At 44.3% G+C, this 17,914-nt stretch carries 10 protein-coding genes; 8 read left to right on the top strand and 2 right to left on the bottom strand.

All coding sequences use genetic code 11. The annotated features are described in order from the left end of the window. Positions 1 to 191 precede the first annotated feature (191 nt). Complete coding sequence (locus ACZ45G_RS22580) at positions 192 to 1,022, top strand: prolipoprotein diacylglyceryl transferase (protein ID WP_464172771.1); 831 nt, start codon at positions 192 to 194, stop codon at positions 1,020 to 1,022. Here the strand turns inward: ACZ45G_RS22580 and ACZ45G_RS22575 are convergent. Then, complete coding sequence (locus tag ACZ45G_RS22575) at positions 965 to 3,208, bottom strand: putative transposase (protein WP_464172770.1); 2,244 nt, start codon at positions 3,206 to 3,208, stop codon at positions 965 to 967. The genes ACZ45G_RS22580 and ACZ45G_RS22575 overlap by 58 nt on opposite strands. Before the next feature lie 937 nt (positions 3,209 to 4,145). On the opposite strand from ACZ45G_RS22575, the gene ACZ45G_RS22570 reads away from it, so the two are divergent. Together ACZ45G_RS22570 and ACZ45G_RS22565 are read left to right on the top strand one after the other, a co-directional pair. Next, the gene (locus tag ACZ45G_RS22570; RefSeq protein WP_464172769.1) at positions 4,146 to 5,624 is read left to right on the top strand and encodes a transposase; all 1,479 of its coding nucleotides are present in this window, start codon (positions 4,146 to 4,148) and stop codon (positions 5,622 to 5,624) included. A 560-nt stretch (positions 5,625 to 6,184) separates the two neighbouring features. Further along, positions 6,185 to 6,439: a hypothetical protein gene (locus tag ACZ45G_RS22565; RefSeq protein WP_464172768.1), complete on the top strand. Its 255-nt coding sequence runs from the start codon at positions 6,185 to 6,187 to the stop codon at positions 6,437 to 6,439. 29 nt (positions 6,440 to 6,468) lie between these two features. Here the strand turns inward: ACZ45G_RS22565 and hrpA are convergent, their stop codons facing one another. Then, positions 6,469 to 10,566 (bottom strand): ATP-dependent RNA helicase HrpA, encoded by a 4,098-nt coding sequence (hrpA, locus tag ACZ45G_RS22560; protein WP_464172767.1) that lies wholly within the window; start codon positions 10,564 to 10,566, stop codon positions 6,469 to 6,471. A 150-nt stretch (positions 10,567 to 10,716) separates the two neighbouring features. Here hrpA and ACZ45G_RS22555 point away from each other — a divergent pair, with 150 nt between their 5' ends. From ACZ45G_RS22555 to ACZ45G_RS22535, 5 genes are all read left to right on the top strand, one after another. Beyond that, positions 10,717 to 12,036, top strand: a complete 1,320-nt coding sequence (locus tag ACZ45G_RS22555) for a (Fe-S)-binding protein (RefSeq protein WP_464172766.1) — start codon at positions 10,717 to 10,719, stop codon at positions 12,034 to 12,036. A 138-nt stretch (positions 12,037 to 12,174) separates the two neighbouring features. After that, the gene (locus tag ACZ45G_RS22550; RefSeq protein ID WP_464172765.1) at positions 12,175 to 12,933 is read left to right on the top strand and encodes a ParA family protein; all 759 of its coding nucleotides are present in this window, start codon (positions 12,175 to 12,177) and stop codon (positions 12,931 to 12,933) included. Continuing rightward, positions 12,930 to 13,799 carry a ParB/RepB/Spo0J family partition protein gene (locus ACZ45G_RS22545; RefSeq protein WP_464172764.1) on the top strand — a complete coding sequence of 290 codons (870 nt, stop codon included), beginning with the start codon at positions 12,930 to 12,932 and terminating at the stop codon, positions 13,797 to 13,799. Before ACZ45G_RS22550 ends, ACZ45G_RS22545 begins: the two co-directional genes overlap by 4 nt. 24 nt (positions 13,800 to 13,823) lie before the next feature. Continuing rightward, positions 13,824 to 15,533 (top strand): 4-hydroxy-3-methylbut-2-enyl diphosphate reductase, encoded by a 1,710-nt coding sequence (gene ispH, locus ACZ45G_RS22540; RefSeq protein WP_464172763.1) that lies wholly within the window; start codon positions 13,824 to 13,826, stop codon positions 15,531 to 15,533. Between the two features lie 44 nt (positions 15,534 to 15,577). Continuing rightward, the gene (locus ACZ45G_RS22535) at positions 15,578 to 17,905 is read left to right on the top strand and encodes a DUF342 domain-containing protein (RefSeq protein WP_464172762.1); all 2,328 of its coding nucleotides are present in this window, start codon (positions 15,578 to 15,580) and stop codon (positions 17,903 to 17,905) included. Positions 17,906 to 17,914 lie beyond the last annotated feature (9 nt).

Raw genomic sequence — 17,914 nt, 5'->3', positions numbered from 1 at the left:
CACATTTACCGTCTCCAATAGCTTTGATAATGTAGATTATACAAGTTATGAAAATCAATTTCAATCGACTGCTTGTGGAACGTGTGGCGGTATGTGTGGAGATTGTAACAACTGTGCATGCAGTATGTGTGGAGATTGTATGGGAAGCTGTTGTTCCTCGTCCTCAAAGTAAAAATGACTGAATTTTAAAAATGGGTAATATATTTGATAATCAAAATTTTTATTTTCTTTCAATAGTTAAATTTAATCTATTTTCAAATGGATATATTATTTTTTTTGGTTTTGGTTTTTTTCTATTTTTAATATCTATAATTTATGAATCACAAAAAGTTAAAATAAAATTTCAACTCATAATTTTATTACTTGTATCATGTGCAATAGGGTTACTTTCCGCAAGATCAGTCAATCTTATCAAAGATTTTATTATTTATGGTTTTAACTGGGAAAAATTATTCTCAGGCGGTATAGCATATATAGGATCATTATATGGTGGGCTCCTTAGTTTATATTTTTTTATTAAATGGAAAAAGTATAAACTTTTTCCATTTATGGATATTGTAGCATTGTTTATCCCACTCGGACATTCTTTTGGAAGAATCGGATGCTTTTATGCCGGATGTTGTTTCGGGAAACCAACATCCTGTGCAATTGGAATAAAATATCCATATATGTCTTATCCTTATCAATACCAGTTAGAATATAATTTCATCAAAGAAACAGCATCAAGTTCTTTGCCAATTTATCCAGTCCAATTGTTTGAATCTTTTGGTGAACTTACATTGTTTTTATTTCTTTTATATATCTATAAAAGAAAAGATAAGAGAACTGATGGAATAATTGTAATATCCTATCTAACTTTGTATTCAGTTATGAGATTTTTTTTAGAATTTATTAGAGGGGATGATCATATTCAGGACTCTTTACCTCTGGGAAGAAGCGGTGGCACCTTGACCCGGCCACTTTACTACCCACCGTCTTTACTCATAAGTTCATACGTCATAAGCATGTCTGTTCCAGGATAACAAACCTCAGCTGTATTGAGTTCATCGAAAAGTTTGGCGAGCGCTGCATTCGAAGCTGGTCTTGAAGCACTATGGACCCGAACATGCAGAATATTTTCTTCCGGTTGCGGTAAAATATCCGCTTCTGTGACATACAGATCCTGCAATAATCTACGGGCCGCAGCAAGATCAATCGTCTGGGCTTTTAAAATATTTGCCATCGCGCTTTCTGCTCGATATGCAATCATTTTGACAGTATCCGTTAGACGTTTACGGCCTTGAGGAAGGCGGTAAAATTTGTCATCTTCAGGCAGCTCGGACCATGTGATATGTTTTGGTTCTTTTTTTAATTTCATTTTCAGCTCGTCAAGCTCGGACTCGTACAGTTCTATTTGCTCCAATAGATCCGATTTTTTTGTCACCCATTTTTGATAGGTTACAGCATTATCCTTAGTTTTGGGGTGCAAGGACATTTCGGCAAATCGGGCAAGTCGATACCGAAGCTTATTCTGGATTGAATTGCGAGATTTATCCAATACTCGCCAGGAAGGATTGACCACCCGTTCGGTGTCAGGAAGTTCCTCTGTCCCATATTGCTGAAGAAGGTCAATAGCAAAGTGTTGCATCATATACCGGAAAAAGTTTTCCTGGCACCAACGGCTGAACATGCGAGCCCCTAATTGGGTGTAGGAAAGTTCAAAAGCGGTGCTGATCATACTGGTCTGATGACCGGACTCGGTGAGTTTACGTATTTCACGCATCCACATGGCATTTTTATCTGATCCGACTAAGCTTCCCATTTCAGCCAACTTCATGGTAACTGTCTCTCCATTTGGCATGGACACTTTTTGTTTGGTGAACCATTCCACCGGCCAGTCTTCACCAGGATGTTTGTGATAGGTCATACAGCCGATACGATGGTCCAACCACATTTTTTTTAAAAAAGCCGGGCTGTATCCCTCTCTATCAAAAACAAGGATCAATCGGCATTGTTGTGGGTTGTCACTCAACATCTGCTCACTGGGTTGCGCAGGTACATCCCTAAGCAACCTTGGAACAATATCTGATTGAAGAGCTTGAAGAAGCCCGGGATCTACCGGTTTATCCACAACAAAAAAGGGCCTTCCTATGGCATCATTGACCCAGTAGTCCGTCGTGCCTCTTAAGCATAACCGCTCACGGGAAACAAATCTCCGGGGTGGTTTGGTCAGGCCTCCGTGGTATACTCGGACATGCCCATCAATGTATAGAGTGCCTGATGAATTTGTGTCTGAATCCATCCAATGCCTGCTTAAATGAGCAGCCCATAGTTCTGCCGTATTCCCGGTACTTAAATCATCTATTTTTTTTCTTAAGCAGCGCACTTCCGGAATACGGTCCAGGCCCAGTAGTTTTCCAAATTCTCCTGGTGCTTGTCCCCTTATTTTTTCCATCGTTTCAATACGGCAAAGACCAGTGAACGCCAACAATAAAAGGATATGGAATGTCGTATAATATCCTTTGACAGCACCAAGAAGCTGTTCTGCTCCCTCCAACAGCCCGTTAGCAAGCAATGCCGGCAAAGCGCATAGAACGCCTCCATTGGGTACATCCAGACAAGGCTCAAAACGAACAGGCGCTCCTTCACAGACTCCGAATGCCGCCGATACCCTTTCCTCCAACCGGGTACAGGCCGTACCCATTCCATCGGCAGCAGCTGCATCAACAACAGTACGCTCTGATTTGTTCGTGGCCGGTTCGAATTTCTTTTTTGCCAGCTCTGCAAGGCGACCATCATTGATGGCTTTGCGAAAGGTATCTCGTTTAATCTTAAGTTCTTCAGCGATCTCCTTTCTCGCAAACCCTTGATCAAGAAGGCTCTGGGCTTTTTCAAGCACTTTAGGCGTTAAAACTATTCCGCCTTTAGTACGACCCTGGTGGTTAATAAAAAAGGCTTCAAGCCCACCAGTTCTCAGTTTGTTTTGAGCACGAATAACACTGCGTTTGGATACATCCAAAGCATTAATCACTTCTATCTGCCGACAGGCACCCGATTCTATCAACTGTGCAATTGTCAGTCGAAACATGGTTTTATCACCCGCCATATGGTAATAGATTGAATGCACACCTAAAAAATAAGTCCACCGACCATCTTTTTTCAAAATGCTGACTTTGTGATTAATTTTGGTCATATCAAGAGAAGTAAGCGGTAGTAATAATTGTACCATATCACCTTCCTCCAGTATCATCTTTTTTGATAACTCCGGCATTAAAGTGACATCTTTTATTTCCCAAGTCAAATACTAATTTTCTACCAGAACTAAGATGACTAATAGTCTGAAATAATAGAGAATTTGCTTGAAACATAGTAAAAATCCTCTTTTCCTAAATCAAGAGTCCTGATATTAGAGGTATGTTTGGTTTTTTTTCAACTACTCAGTACTTATGTTTTGGAATTATTTTTATTTGTATACTATTATCTAAAAAATATATTTCTCAACAACTCGCATTCAACACGACAAAGAGTGGGGTTCCGAAAAAAGATTCTCAGAATTTTTAGCAAAATAAGAAATGAAATTCAATTTGTTTGTTTGTTTGTTTGTTTGTTTGTTGTAGAGAGTGAGCAAACTAAATTTGAGAACAATAGGCGATTGTAAAAAAAAATCAACTTAAGTTTTATAAATTTTTGTTTTGATCATTTCAAAGAGACATAGAAACTTCTAAGAATCCTAAAAAAATATATATATTTGTCAATTTTTATATCAAGTTCCTCTTTTATTACGATATGCGTAATGACCTTGAAGCTAAGTTAAGGTTCTATATTCGGGATACAAGATATATAATTTTTGCAAGAAAAATAAACCGGTTGACTGGCAGTTTTTAAGTTCAACTTTATTTCCTGACAAGTTTCATTTAAGATATTTTCCTGTGTTAAACTCTATAATATATAAAAATAATAGCAACACTTCATTTTTAATAAAAAGTCTATGATTTTTCTTTAACTATTAAAGGGTGTTGAAATCGATTTATATTTTTATTAATTATTTATAATAAATTCAATTTGTTATATTGAAAAAGCCTCTGTTTTCGTGTATAGTTTTTATTCGCCAAAACAAAAAATTAATACAAAAAAACAGAGGCAATATGCATAGAAAAAATATCAGATTGACAATAACAAAGCAATTAAAAACTGAGCATCCAGACTGGAAAAAAATGACCAGGAAATCCAAAAAAACACTGCTCCAACAAATTATGGATGAAGCAGTTAATAATTATGATTTCTCTCAGACACTGGACATCCCCATTGAGGAGCTCACTGGAGTTGAAAATCAAATGCCATCTGGAGGAATCCGCAGTATCCCTGAGATGGCCGACTATATTAAAAATTTTCACAGCGATAATCTTTTTGACTTTGATAAGCGAAGAAAACCATATAGCGAAATCGTTGATCAGGAGTTGCAATTTATTGACCAACTTTTAGATGACCAGATTATCAATAGCTTCATTGCACCGGATGGCTATTCAGCGGCACATAGAGAGATTCAGCCTTATCAATTGTTCCGAATGGAACTTTTGAAAATCATCAAATACCCTGAAATCAGTTACAGGAAATTTTGCAGCGATGAGTATTTTGGCAGAGAAAGAAAACAAAACAGACGATTTGTAAGGTTGCCTTTAAATACAAAAGATCAAGTCCACCATACAGAGTTGTGTCATTTTCGGACTGACTTACTTTTCAAACAACTGATGAATGTCTTTGTGTACTTCCTTTATTATTTTTATCAATCCGGTTGCCTTGAAAATACGGTCATTCATGGCGTTGATTCGACCGAACTTCCTTCTGAAATCAACTATCCCATTTGTACAGTCGAGGTCAACGGTAAAAAAATACGCATATATTCAGATCCTGATTGTGATTGCGGACAACGCAGGAAGAAAAGGGACAAATCATACTTTGTTATTGGGTATCGACTTCATACGCTAACCGCTATTAACCCTTCAACCGGGCATAGTTTCCCATTGGTATCTATTGTCGGAGCAGCAAATCATCATGACAGTCTGTTCTTAAAACCATTGATCAAGCTTGCGCAGGCAATCGGTATTGATATGAAACTGATAACCGCCGACCAGGCTTATCATGATAAGGATGGCTCGATACTTGAGGGAACCGGTGTCTATGTTGTAGCACCACCATCTGAAAAAGCAAAACTTCCTGAGAATGTTTTAGAATCTCCATTGAGAGTTACCTGCAATGATTTTTGTGAGATTCCAATGAGGAGTCTGGGCGCTTCACAGGATGGCCACGAGTTCGGATGTGGTTCAGAGCCAGGTGATTGTATCTTTGAATCAATTTGCACGAAATCAAGGATAATTGACTTTGATAAAGGGCACTTTCAGCCCATGCCTTCTTTTCATAATGCATCTCAACAAGCCATGGATATCAGAAAAAATTGTGAAAGACCTTTTAACCTGATGAAAAAGCGAGAAGGTCTTGAAACGACAAGAGTAAGAAGCCAACATGGCGTTGTTGTCCGTTCAGCATTTACGACCATAGTAACATTGTTGATTGAAATGGCAGGAACACGACATAAACCAAAAAAGCAAGAAAATGGACAAAAGGAGTTATTCGCTACCACGGGATAAAAATTGAATCTGAAAACATAAATATTGGTACAATTCTTCTGAGATAACTGCTCGGACTGTTTTGGTATCGCCTGAATTATACAAAGGGCCGCTCAAATTTGAGATTTTAAAAGGCTAAAAACAAAATCAGGTAAAATAGCAAAAGATTTGAGCAAAAAAAATTGAAAAATTGGTTGAGATTTAATAGGGATATTATATTTCTGTTTGATTTTGAACGGTTTCAACACCCTTTATTAGCGTTTAATGATGGTATATATTTGGTTACCGGTTGTGATTTCACAACCGGCAGGACTGGAAGAAGTAGTGTGGGGTGGTTGGTTCGAAGCCTTGGGCAAGCTTTAAAAAAGTGGAAGTATAGTTCTTTTGTCAAAAACTACCACCACTACATATGTGTATGTGATTTTTTTCATCCCAATATATTAACTCACCGAGAATTGCTTAATAACAGGAGAGTTAAAATCAGCTTTCTGAGAATGAGCATATCTGATATACCTATACTAAATTTTATTTCACAGACAGGTGCTTATACCGGCAGGCCAATAAACCGACGGGCGATTAAAATGATGATTATCACCACCACCACCGGAGAAAAAATTGACACGGATAGCTTAAGTTCCGAGGAGCGGCATATCCTGCAAAAGCTTTTTGCCTGGAAATCCCTGGTAGATTCCGTGGCCCTTTTCAGGGAGAAAAAGAAGGAGGCCTTGAAAAACGGCTGGAATAATTCAGGACCTGTATCCGAGAGTCGGGCGCTATCTCTTGTGATTGCCCATCTGGAAACCCAGGTCCGGTTGCGGTTGCAAAAGACTACCTGACCTGTACTTTAAGTCGCCGGTCCATTGGCCTATATCATGGTTGAAATGGAGATCAATTCTTTGTCCAATTTTTTTGCGGATATTTTAACGCGTGTTTTTAGCTCCTGGGCAAAAACGGAAATCTTATATTCTTCTAAAAGCCAGTAAAAGGATTCCACGGAGTGGGCTTTCTCCTTGGAAGAACGTTCAGACAGGGAGGCCAGAAGGGTATTTAATTTATGGGCAAACGGGGCGATTAAAAGGGCTTTTTGACCTTCTTTGACAGGGTTGTCCACGGCCCGCTGGGCTCGGATACGGATGCAGGCAAGATACCGGGGCAGCTGTTCCACTCGTTCCAGGGTGTAAAGCTCCAGAAAGTTTGGGGGCGTCAGGTTTTTTAATTCAGTGAACAACAAGGAGAGCATCTCAAAGCTGGCAGGCTTTTTCTGGTATTGAAGGGATAATTTCTGGACCAGGGAAAAACAGGCCTCATATTCCCTGCCCACCGCTAAAATGGTGTTCAGCTGTTTTTGGGTTTTGGTATATAACTGGGGCCGGATCTTGGCAGCATGGGCCTCAAAATCGGTTTTAGACCGCAAATCCTTTTCAAACAGATCTTTTACGACGGCATCAAAAATTGTTTGATTGAATTGGACAGATCCGTTGAAATAGGGAGCAATTTCTTTCAGATCCGTGGCAGTTCGTATATCTTTTTTAGTGGCTTTGAACTCATCTGGGAAGGTCAGTTCAAACAGCTTTCTGATTCCGCGAACATGGTTGTCCTCTGCCAATTGCTTGGATTTGAACAATCGCAGAGAAAGGCTTTCGTCTTTTTGTTCAATCCTAAGGCCCGGGTAAATTTTCTGGATAAACCCGTCGGCCTGGGTTAGGGAAATAAAGGGCACAAGGTCGGGAAAGGACCAGTCTTTGATTTGGGTTCGTTCGTGTGTTTGGCAGGCTTTTTCAAATTCAATATTTGTGTTGGGGCGCTGGGCTGCGAACTGGCCTAAAATGGACAGGTCCCGCATGGATTTGATTTCCCTGTTTTTTTCATCCCGGATGGAAATGCGCATTCTTAAATGGTCCGGCAACTTTTCTTCGGACCATAGGGTTGCCGGGATGGTCAGATGAAACCGTCTTTGGATAAATGAAGAGAGCAGGGTAAAAAGCGGTTTGTCTTCCCTGACCATTTCTCGTGCAATAAGGGCGGCCGTGTCCAGAACCGGTACCAGACGGACCCGGTAGCTTTTGGGAAGGTTTTTAATCAGGGCTGCAATTTTTTCCTCAAACAGACCTGGCACCAGTTGGTCCACGCTGTGTTTTGACACAAGTGCTGCGCAGTCTGCCGGCACTGTAAGTGTAACCCCGTCGGTTTTTGCACCGGGGTTAAACTCATATTCCAGGCCAAAATTGCCCTGTTCCATGGCAAGAGAGTCCGGGAACAGGGCCAGTTCCTGGTCATCCACCTGGGAGCGTTGAAGGTCGCTAAGTGTCATGCACAAAAAGGTGTCATCCTTTTGGTCCTTGAGAAATTTTTTAAAGGTGTTGGTATTGAAAAAGGGTCTGGGCAGTCGGGAGTGGTAAAATCCATAGATGTCTTCTTCTGAGGCCAGGATATCTTTTTTACGGGTTTTATTTTCCAGGGCTTCCAGGCTTTCAATCAATTGCTGGTTATGGACCATGAATTTCAGGGGCGGATGGATTTCTCCCTGGACAAGGGCGTGACGGATAAAAATTTCACTGGCCTCATCCGGGTTCACACGGCCATAGGCTATTTTGCGTCCGGCTACGATGATGAGCCCGAACAAGGAGACCTGTTCACTGACCATGACCTCCCCTCGTTTTTTTTCCCAATGGGGTTCAAAATAGGTATGGGTGCACAACTCCTTGCCCACCTCTTCCAGCCAGGCTGGATCTATATTGGCAATTCCCCGGGCAAAGAGCTGGCTGGTTTTGACAAATTCAGCCGCTACAATCCATGGGCCTGCCTTGCCGAAAAGCCCGGATCCCGGGAAAATCATGGCCTGCTGGCCCTTGGCCGCCATGAAAATATTTTTTTCTTTTTTATGGGCAATACCGCCCAGGTAGCCAGCCAGCAGGGATTTGTGCAGGGCAATGTACAAAGGGCCGCCCAGGTTGAATTTCTTTGATTTCAGGTCCTTTGTGCCAATGGAACCTTCAAGACTGGAATTCTCAAGGACAGATACTTCCAGGGCAGCCCCTCTGGCGCAAGGGTCTGCTTTGATGCCATGCTCTTTGAGCATGCGGCTGATTTGGCGGTGGATGTCCTGCCACTCGTGGAGGCGCTTAAAGGAAAGATAATGGTCCGCACAGAAGGCTCTCAGCTTGGACCGGGACTTTAAGCGTTTTTCAGCTGCTTTATAGGCGTTCCAGATATTGAGGAGGGTGATAAAATCAGAAATAGGGTCCTTGAACAGGCTGTGTTTCTGGTCGGCTGCCTGTATTTTATCGGCGGGCCGCTGGCGGACATCGGAAATGGCAAGGGCTGTAACAATGATGGTTGCTTCCTTGAGGCACCCCAGCGTTTGAGCTTGGATTAATATCCGGGAAAGTTTCGGGTCCACCGGAATCTTGGCCATGACCTGGCCGATCTGGGTCAGGCGGTATGGTTTATTGTCATTGGGTTGCCCGGGTTTTATTTTTTTTGGGTTTGTGTTTTTTTGGATGGCACCCAGTTCCTGCAGGGTATCAAACCCGTCCTTTATGCTCTTGAAAGCCGGGGGATCAATAAAGGGAAAACTAGCCACATCCCCCAGGTTCAAAAAAATCATCCGTAAAATCACTTCAGCCAAATTGCTTCTCAGGATTTCAGGCGAGGTGAAAAAAGGGCGCCCGTTAAAATCATCTTCGTCATAGAGTCTGATGCAGACCCCGTTTTCAACCCTGCCGCATCTGCCCTGCCGCTGGTTGGCCGAACTCTGGGAAATGGGGCTCACCGGAAGAGCGGTTGTCCGGGTTCGGGGGGAATAGCTGGGGATCCTTGCAAGCCCTGTATCCACCACATATTTGATGCCGGGAATGGTCAGCGATGTTTCGGCCACATTGGTGGAAACAATGATTTTCCGCCCGGCTCCCGTTGAAAAAATTTGGGACTGCTCTTTGGCTGATAATCGGGCAAATAAGGGCAGGGCCTTGACACCGGCCTGGTTTTGCCCCCGGATCAATTCCAGGGTTTCCCCGATATCTTGTTCAGTTGGCATGAAAATAAGAATATCCCCGGTCCGGGATCGGGCGAGCAAGCGGTTGGCCGCTTCTGCGGCCGCTTCCACATACCCTTGGTCTTCCCCGTTGGCATTTTTGTCATCCTCCCCTGAAACAAGGGGCATATAGAGGGTTTCCACAGGATACATCCGGCCGGAAACCTCTATGATGGGAGCGTTGTCAAAGGCCTCGGAAAATTTTTTTGTATCAATGGTGGCAGAGGTGATGATCAGTTTGAGATCTTTGCGCTGGCCTACCAATTTGCGCAGAATCCCCAGGGTAAAATCAATGTTCAGGCTTCTTTCATGGGCCTCATCCACGATGAGGGTATCATATTGGGTTAAAAATCGGTCCTGCTGGGTTTCTGCCAAAAGAATGCCGTCGGTCATGAGCTTGATATAGGCATTGTCCGGTGTTTTGTCATCAAACCTGATTTTATATCCCACGGATTGGCCGAGCTGTTCATTGAGCTCAAAGGCAATGCGCTTGGCCACATTGATGGCGGCAATACGTCTGGGTTGGGTGCAGCCGATCATTCCACGTATCCCCCGGCCGGCCTCAAGGCAGAATTTGGGAATCTGGGTGGTTTTCCCGGATCCGGTTTCTCCGGAAATAATGATGACAGAATTTTTTTTTATGGCCTCAATGATGTCGTCTTTTTTTGCGGTAATGGGCAGGTCGGGATCAAAGTTAAGTGGGGGCAGGCCCTGTTGCCGGATCTTGCTTTGGTGAACAGAATCTTGAACTTTTTTTAACAGTTGCTGACAGGCTTTTGTATTGTTTTCAAGGGGTTTGCTTGAGGGACGTGATTTTTTTTTTATTGTGCTCAGTGCCCTTTTAATGATATATTGATCTTTGCCCATTGCTTTGGGAATAAGGGTCTCTATTTTTCTGAGGATATTCATAAGGTGAAAAGAATAGGTCACTAATAAAAAATGTCAAATTTTAGGGGTTTGAAAATTTTTTATTGACATGGGTTTAATAATAAGAGACAAAATACATTGCTCCAGAGATAGGGCATCGTAAAATAAAGTAAAATTACTTTAAATACTTAGACAGATAGGGGGAAAAATAGCATGGGAGATACAGCTATTAAAATTGGAGGCGCCCGAAAGAGCATCTTTAAAGATAAGGTGATGGAGCTTCTGCCGGAAGGCGGAAACTTGAACGCTTGCCTGACCTGCGGTGCATGTGCATCCGGGTGTCCGGCCACCGGCCTGGACGGAATGGATCCGAGGAAATTTCTTCGGATGGCGGCACTGGGTATGGATGAAGAAATTTTGAGCTCTAAGTGGGTATGGATGTGTTCCATGTGTACCCGGTGCATGTATGTATGTCCCATGCAGATCAATATACCCCAGCTTGTTTTCAATGCCAGGGCAACCTGGGCAAAGGAAGATAAGCCAAAAGGGATTGTTGGCTCCTGCGACATGGCCTTGCGAAATGATACCTGTTCTGCCATGGGTGCCACAGAAGAAGACTTTGAATTTGTTATTGGGGATGTTCTGGAAGAATACCAGGAATCACAGCCCGAATTTGCCGAAATGAAGGCAGACGTCAACCGGGAAGGTGCCTATTATTTCCTAAACCAGAATTCCAGGGAACCGGTTACCGAACCCGATGAAATGGTCCCCTTGTGGAAAATCATGCACCTGGCCGGTGCCGACTGGACCTATGGCACCAAGGGCTGGGCCGCAGAGAATTATTGCATGTTTTCCGCGGACGATGAAAGTTGGGAAAAAATTATTCGAATCAAGGTAAAGGCGGTGGAGGACCTGGGCTGTAAGGTCTGGCTCAACACCGAGTGAGGGCACGAACTCTTTGCAGTCCTGGCAGGACTGAAAAAATTCAACATCCCTTACAACTTTGAAGTTAAAAGTATTATTCAACTCTATGCCCAGTGGATCAGAGAAGGCAAACTCAAGCCTTCCTCGGACTGGAACAAGGAACGGCAGATCAAATTCACGGTACAGGACCCTTGCCAATTGGTCAGAAAATCCTTTGGTGATCCGGTTGCCGAAGAATTAAGATATGTGGTCAGGGCAGTAGTCGGGGAAGAAAACTTTGTTGACATGACCCCTAATAAGTCCAATAACTTTTGCTGCGGCGGCGGTGGCGGATTCCTTCAATCCGGATTCACCGAGCAGAGACGGGCATACGGCCAGACCAAGGCCAACCAGATCCTGACCACCAAGGCACCCTATTGCATTACGCCTTGCCATAACTGCCATGCCCAGGTCCATGATATGGCCGAGGTTAACGACCATGCATGGGAAACCGTCCACTTGTGGACATTGCTCAACCTTTCCCTTGGTATTCTTGGTCCCAATGAAAGAACATATCTTGGGGAAGATTTAAAGGATGTGGATGTATTCCATCCTGAATCTGAGATGTAATTGTAAGATTTAATACAGATATAAAACCCGGTAGCGACGAACAAAGTTGCTGCCGGGTTTTTTTATAAGGACAAAGGGGTCAGATTGTTTGGGTTCTGTTTGCCTCGGTGATTTAATTGTGATAAGGAAATTAGAACTATGACTCAGATTATCAGTATTGCAAATCAGAAGGGGGGCGTGGGCAAGACCACTACAGCAGTAAACCTGTCAGCCGCCCTGGCCACATTGGGAAAACGGGTGCTGCTTGTGGACTGTGACTCCCAGGCAAATGCCACCACAGGGATGGGGATTGATAAACCCTCCCTTGAAGCCTCTTTGTACCAGGGACTCATCGGAGAGGCCCTGGTTGATGAAATCATTCTTCCCACCATGCTGCCCAAACTTTTCATCATTCCGGCCAATGTTGATCTCATCGGGTTTGAGATAGAGATGGTGGCATCAGACCTTCGGGAGGCGAAGCTTAAACAGCTTTTGGAATCGGTGCAAGATCGATTTGAATACATTATCATCGATTGTCCTCCCGCTTTGAGCCTTCTTACCCTGAATGCCTTTACAGCCTCCCATTTTGTATTGATTACCCTGCAAAGCGAATTTTTTGCACTGGAGGGATTGGGCCAGCTTTTGGACACCATCAAGCGGGTGAAGTCAGCCTTTAACCCGGGATTAAAAATTAAAGGAATCCTTTTGACCATGTTTGATAAACGGACCAATCTGGCCCAAAATGTGGTGGAGGATGCCAAGCAATATTTCAAGGAGATGGTATTTAAAACTAAGATACCTCGGAATGTAAAGCTGGGGGAAGCACCTAGTTATGGCCTGCCGATTATTCTGTATGATAAGCAATCACAGGGGTCAAAAAGTTATCTATCCTTTGCCAGGGAGTTCCTAAAACGATGATGAAAAAGAAAAAGAAACACACCGGTCTGGGGCGCGGGATATCGTCGCTGATTCCGGATTTTGGTTCTTCGGAAACCGGTTCTGATTTTTTCTATTGCCCCATTGAGAAGATAATCCCCAACCGGTATCAGCCCCGGCTGGTGTTCAGCCAGGAAGAGCTGGATCGGCTGAGAGATTCCATTGCCCAACAGGGTGTTTTGCAGCCCCTGCTGGTCCGGCACATGGGCGACGGATATGAACTCATTGCCGGGGAACGCAGGCTCAGGGCTGCTGAGTCAGCAGGTCTTGACCGTGTCCCGGTGGTGATAAAGGACCTGACAGATGAGCAGGTTCTGGAAGTCTCGATCATTGAAAATATCCAGAGGGAAAACCTTAATGTGCTGGAAGAAGCAGAAGCCTATTTCCGCCTCATTGACGAGTTCAAATATACCCAGGAAAAGGTGGCCAAGAAAATTGGGAAAAACCGATCCACCATTGCCAACCTCCTAAGGCTTAGAAGTCTGCCCCAGGAAATAAAAGACAGCCTTATTGCTGAAAAAATCAGTATGGGTCATGCCCGGGCGCTTCTGGGGGGAGGAACCCTGGAAAACCAGCTTTATCTTTTCAAACAGGTCCTGGCACGGGGGCTTTCTGTTCGGGAAACCGAGCGATTGGTTAACCAGGCCAAGCAGGAACCCAAAAAATTGGCCGAAAAAATATCCGCCCATGAAAAATTATTTCTGGAAGCGGCATCCACCCAGATAGCCACCCGGATAAAAAGTCCGGTGAAGATCAAAAAAAATGGTGACCAGGGCAAAATAGAAATTAAATTCAAATCAAAATCTGAATTTGACCGTCTCGTGACATTGTTGAGCCAGATTCCATGAGCCATATTTTATGAGCCATATTATATGAAAATTACCGTTGCAAAGACGGCGGGTTTTTGCATGGGCGTCCGGCGGGCAGTGGATATGGTCCTGGACGCATCAAACCTTGCAGGGGAACCCATATTTACCTATGGGCCGTTGATCCATAATCCCCAGGTTTTGGAAATGCTGGAAAATAAAAATATTTCCCGAATTGAGACCATCCCGGAGCGAGGAGAGGGCATTGTCCTGATCCGGGCCCATGGGGTCCCGCCGGAAGATGAGACGGCCTTGAAAGAAGCAGGGTTTACCGTTCTCAATGCCACCTGTCCCCGGGTGGTCCGTGTTCAGGAGATTATCAATCGATATGCCAAAAAGGGGTATGCCACCATCATTATCGGAGACAAAAAACATCCGGAAGTGGTGGGTCTTCTAGGCTATGCCCGGGGAAATGGCTATACCGCCACCTCCATGGAACAACTGGCTGCCTTGCCTGCCTTTGAAAATGCGGTGGTGGTTGCCCAGACCACCCAAAATACCGTGTTTTATGAAAAGATAAAAGCATGGTTCTCCCAAAATGCGCCCCATTATAAGGTGTTTGACACCATTTGCGGGTCCACGGAAAAACGACAGTCCGAGGTGCGGCAGTTGGCCCTGGAAAATGATGCCGTTATTGTGGTGGGGGGAAAAGCGTCGGGGAACACCAGGCGCCTTGCCCAGGTGGCCATGGAAACCGGCACCCTGGCGACTCATATTGAAGATGCCTCTGAAATTGATTATAAGTCCCTGGGGTCGGCAAAGCGGATTGCCATTACAGCGGGTGCATCCACTCCCAACTGGATTATCAAGGAGACCTGTGAACGGGTGGCAGCGAACGTGCAAAAGCAGCGCTCTTTTATTCGGCACATGGTGGGGTTCAGGGATTTTTTGCTCAAGACCAACCTTTTGCTGGCCCTGGGTGCTGCTGGGTTGACCTATGCCTGCGCCAGTATCCAGGGGTTCTCCCAGGTTATTGTTCATTCTGCCATTGCCATGCTCTATGTGTTGTCCATGCAGATCCTAAACAACATCATTACCATTAAATCAGATACCTATAACCATCCCCAGCGGGCGGTATTTTACAAAAAATATCAAACCATTTTGAAGATAGCTGCCCTGGGGTCCGGGGTAGCCGGACTCTATCTTGCCTATACCACGGGCCTTGTTTCCTTTTTTATCATGCTGGTAATGAGTCTTCTGGGCCTGTTCTATAATCTAAACATTCCTTTTGTCTTTGGAAATAAGAAAATTACCCGGATTAAGGATGTGCCCGGATCCAAAACCATTCTCATTGCTATTGCCTGGGGAATCGTTACCAGCCTGCTGCCGGCAATTGTGAATTCAGGTCGGTTTTTGCCTACTCTTGTCACCTTTGCCTTTTCCACGGGTTTGGTCTTTGCCAGAACTGCTTTCTTTGATGTGTTGGCCATCCAGGGGGATCGGATAACAGGAAAGGAAACCCTTCCCATTTTATTGGGTGCCCAAAAGAGTTATAGGCTAATTCAATATGTGCTGACCTTTGAAATTTTTATTGTTCTGCTTGCCCACGGACTGGAATTATTTGGCAAGAATGCATTTTGGCTTGCCCTTGTTCCTCTTTTTATGCTTTTATTGATCAGATTATATAAGAAAGACAGCCTGTTATCGGGTCGGCAATATGAGGTTTTAATCGAGTCTTCGTTTTTGTTTGCCGGGTTAGTGGCAGCCTTTATTTGATAAATTACTGGGAGCAAGGTATGACAAACGGGCAGGGAAAAAAGATGAAATCTCCGTTGATTGGCCTTTTAGCCGTAAAAAATCAATTGATCACAAAAGAGGAATTGGAAATCGGGCTGCACCAATGTGCCGGTTCCATTGATCTTAAACAAGAGTTGAAAGAATATTTTCTCGCCCACGAATTGGTGTCTGCTCAAAATATTGAACGGCTCGTCCGGGCAGCAAAAACCCTTGAAATTCGCCAAAAAGAGTATAAGTTTGGTGCCATTGCCATTGCCAAGGGCTTTATCAACCAAAGTGTTCTGGACCTGGCTTTGGAAGAGCAGCAATCTTCCATCCGGAGCAAAAAAAAACCCAGCCTGATCGGAGATATGATGGTGGCGGCCGGGTTGATGACGGTAAAACAACGGGATTATATTCTTAAATTACAAAATCGGGTGACAGCACCCAATAAAAAAACAGAATCCGACCCAAAAATCATTTCTGCACAACAGCCTTTGGAAAATCCTCAGGAGAAGCAGCCTCAGGAGAAGCAGCCTCAGGAGAAGCAGCCTCAGGAGAAGCAGCCTCAGGAGAAGCAGCCTCAGGAGAAGCAGCCTCAGGAGAAGCAGCCTCAGGAGAAGCAGCCTCAGGAGAAGCAGCCTCAGGAGAAGCAGCCTCAGGAGAAGCAGCCTCAGGAGAAGCAGCCCCAGGAGACGCAACCCCAGGAGAAGCAGCCCCAGGAGAAGCAGCCTCAGGAAAAGAAGGCTCAGGAAAAGAAGGCTCAAATAAAAGAAGCGAGTGCCCTGCTTGAACCCGAAATCATTGCGGGGGGTATCAAGCTGCAGATTTCCAGAGATTTTATGGCCGCTTTTATTTCAAAATCAGACCAGTTTAACTCGGACATCCTTGTCATGGAAATCAAGGAGGCCTTGTTTGAACATGACATTGTGAATGGTATCGTTGTGGATGACATGATAGACGGTTTTATTAAATCTTCAGGGTTTAAAACCCAGTTGTTCAGGGTTGCCAGGGGGGTTAAGCCTATTTCTGGGCAGGATGCAAAACTGGAGTTCTTTTTTAATACAGACTACCTTAAAGCCGGTGGTCTTGATGCCGAGGGGAATATCGACTTCAAGCAAAGAGGGGCGGTTCCCCATGTGGAGGAAGGAACGGTTCTTGCTGAAAAAATGCCCATGGTTTTGGCCCGTCAGGGGCAAAATATATATGGAGATGAGTTAGAAACCCTGGCTGGTGAGGATATTGCCCTGCGGTTTGGAAAAGGAGCTAAATTGTCCGAGGACGGCCTTAAGGTTCTGGCCGAAGTTCGTGGATATCCCAAATATTCCCTGTCCGGGGTGATTTTTGTCCACAATGAATATACAACCTCCGGGGATGTGGACTATGAAACCGGACATATTGATTATGATGGCAATGTAAACATTAAGGGGTGTATCAAATCCGGGTTTAAGGTTCGGGGCAATGATATTAAAACCATTGAGCTGGACGGTGGCATTGTGGAGGCAGAGGGAGATGTGGTGGTGGCAGGCGGTATAAATGAAGGAAAAATTTATGCCAGGGGAAATGTGTTTGCAAAATTTATCCATAACTCCGAGATTATTTGTATGGGCAATGTCCAGGTTGGCAAGGAAATAGTGGACTCCACGATTGAAAGCGGCGGGTCCTGCGCCATTGAAAACGGCAAGCTGATCTTTTCTGAAGTGGCTGCAAAGATGGGGGTTAGTGCCAGACATATCGGGACGGAGATGGCCGGACCCAGCCGGATTAAAGTCGGTCAGGATGCCTTCACAGAAAAGGAACTTGGGAAAAATAAGATCAAAGTTCGTGCCCTGCGAGAGACTTTAGAAAAGTTACAGGGAAAAAAGGACACCCTAAAAGAGCAAAACGCTGAACTTCAGAAGCAGATCACCAAGCTTGCCCATGTTCAAGATCGGTCCCAGCTTGAACAAAGGGAAGTAGAAGCGAAAATGGCTGCCCTTGAAAACGCAAATCTTCTTGGGGAATTAAAAGAACAATTTGCACAATTAAAGGCGAATGCCCAGAATGCTGAGAAGAATCTAGACCGGTGTTTTGAAAAGAGTGAGGCCATTGAAGAAGCGATTGAAAAAATTGATAAGGAGATCGCTTTTTGGGAGGGGAAAATTGAAGACTTGACCCAAGAAAAAAAGAATCTTGTCCAGTGGACCAAGGAAAATCCCGGCAATGCATTGGTAACCTGTGACGGGTTGATTCAACCAGGAACCGTTATTTCTGGAAAGCATAGTGAGATGACGGTTGACAACGTCATCCGGCGGGCAAAGGTACGAGAAGTTCTTTTTACGGCAGGCGCTGAAAACAGACAGGTTTACGAAATGCAAATTCAAAATTTATAAACCACAGCC

The organism is Desulfoconvexum algidum (genome assembly GCF_055382125.1).
The sequence above is the reverse complement of the archived record's forward strand: the minus strand, read 5'-3'. Positions and strand labels throughout refer to the sequence as shown.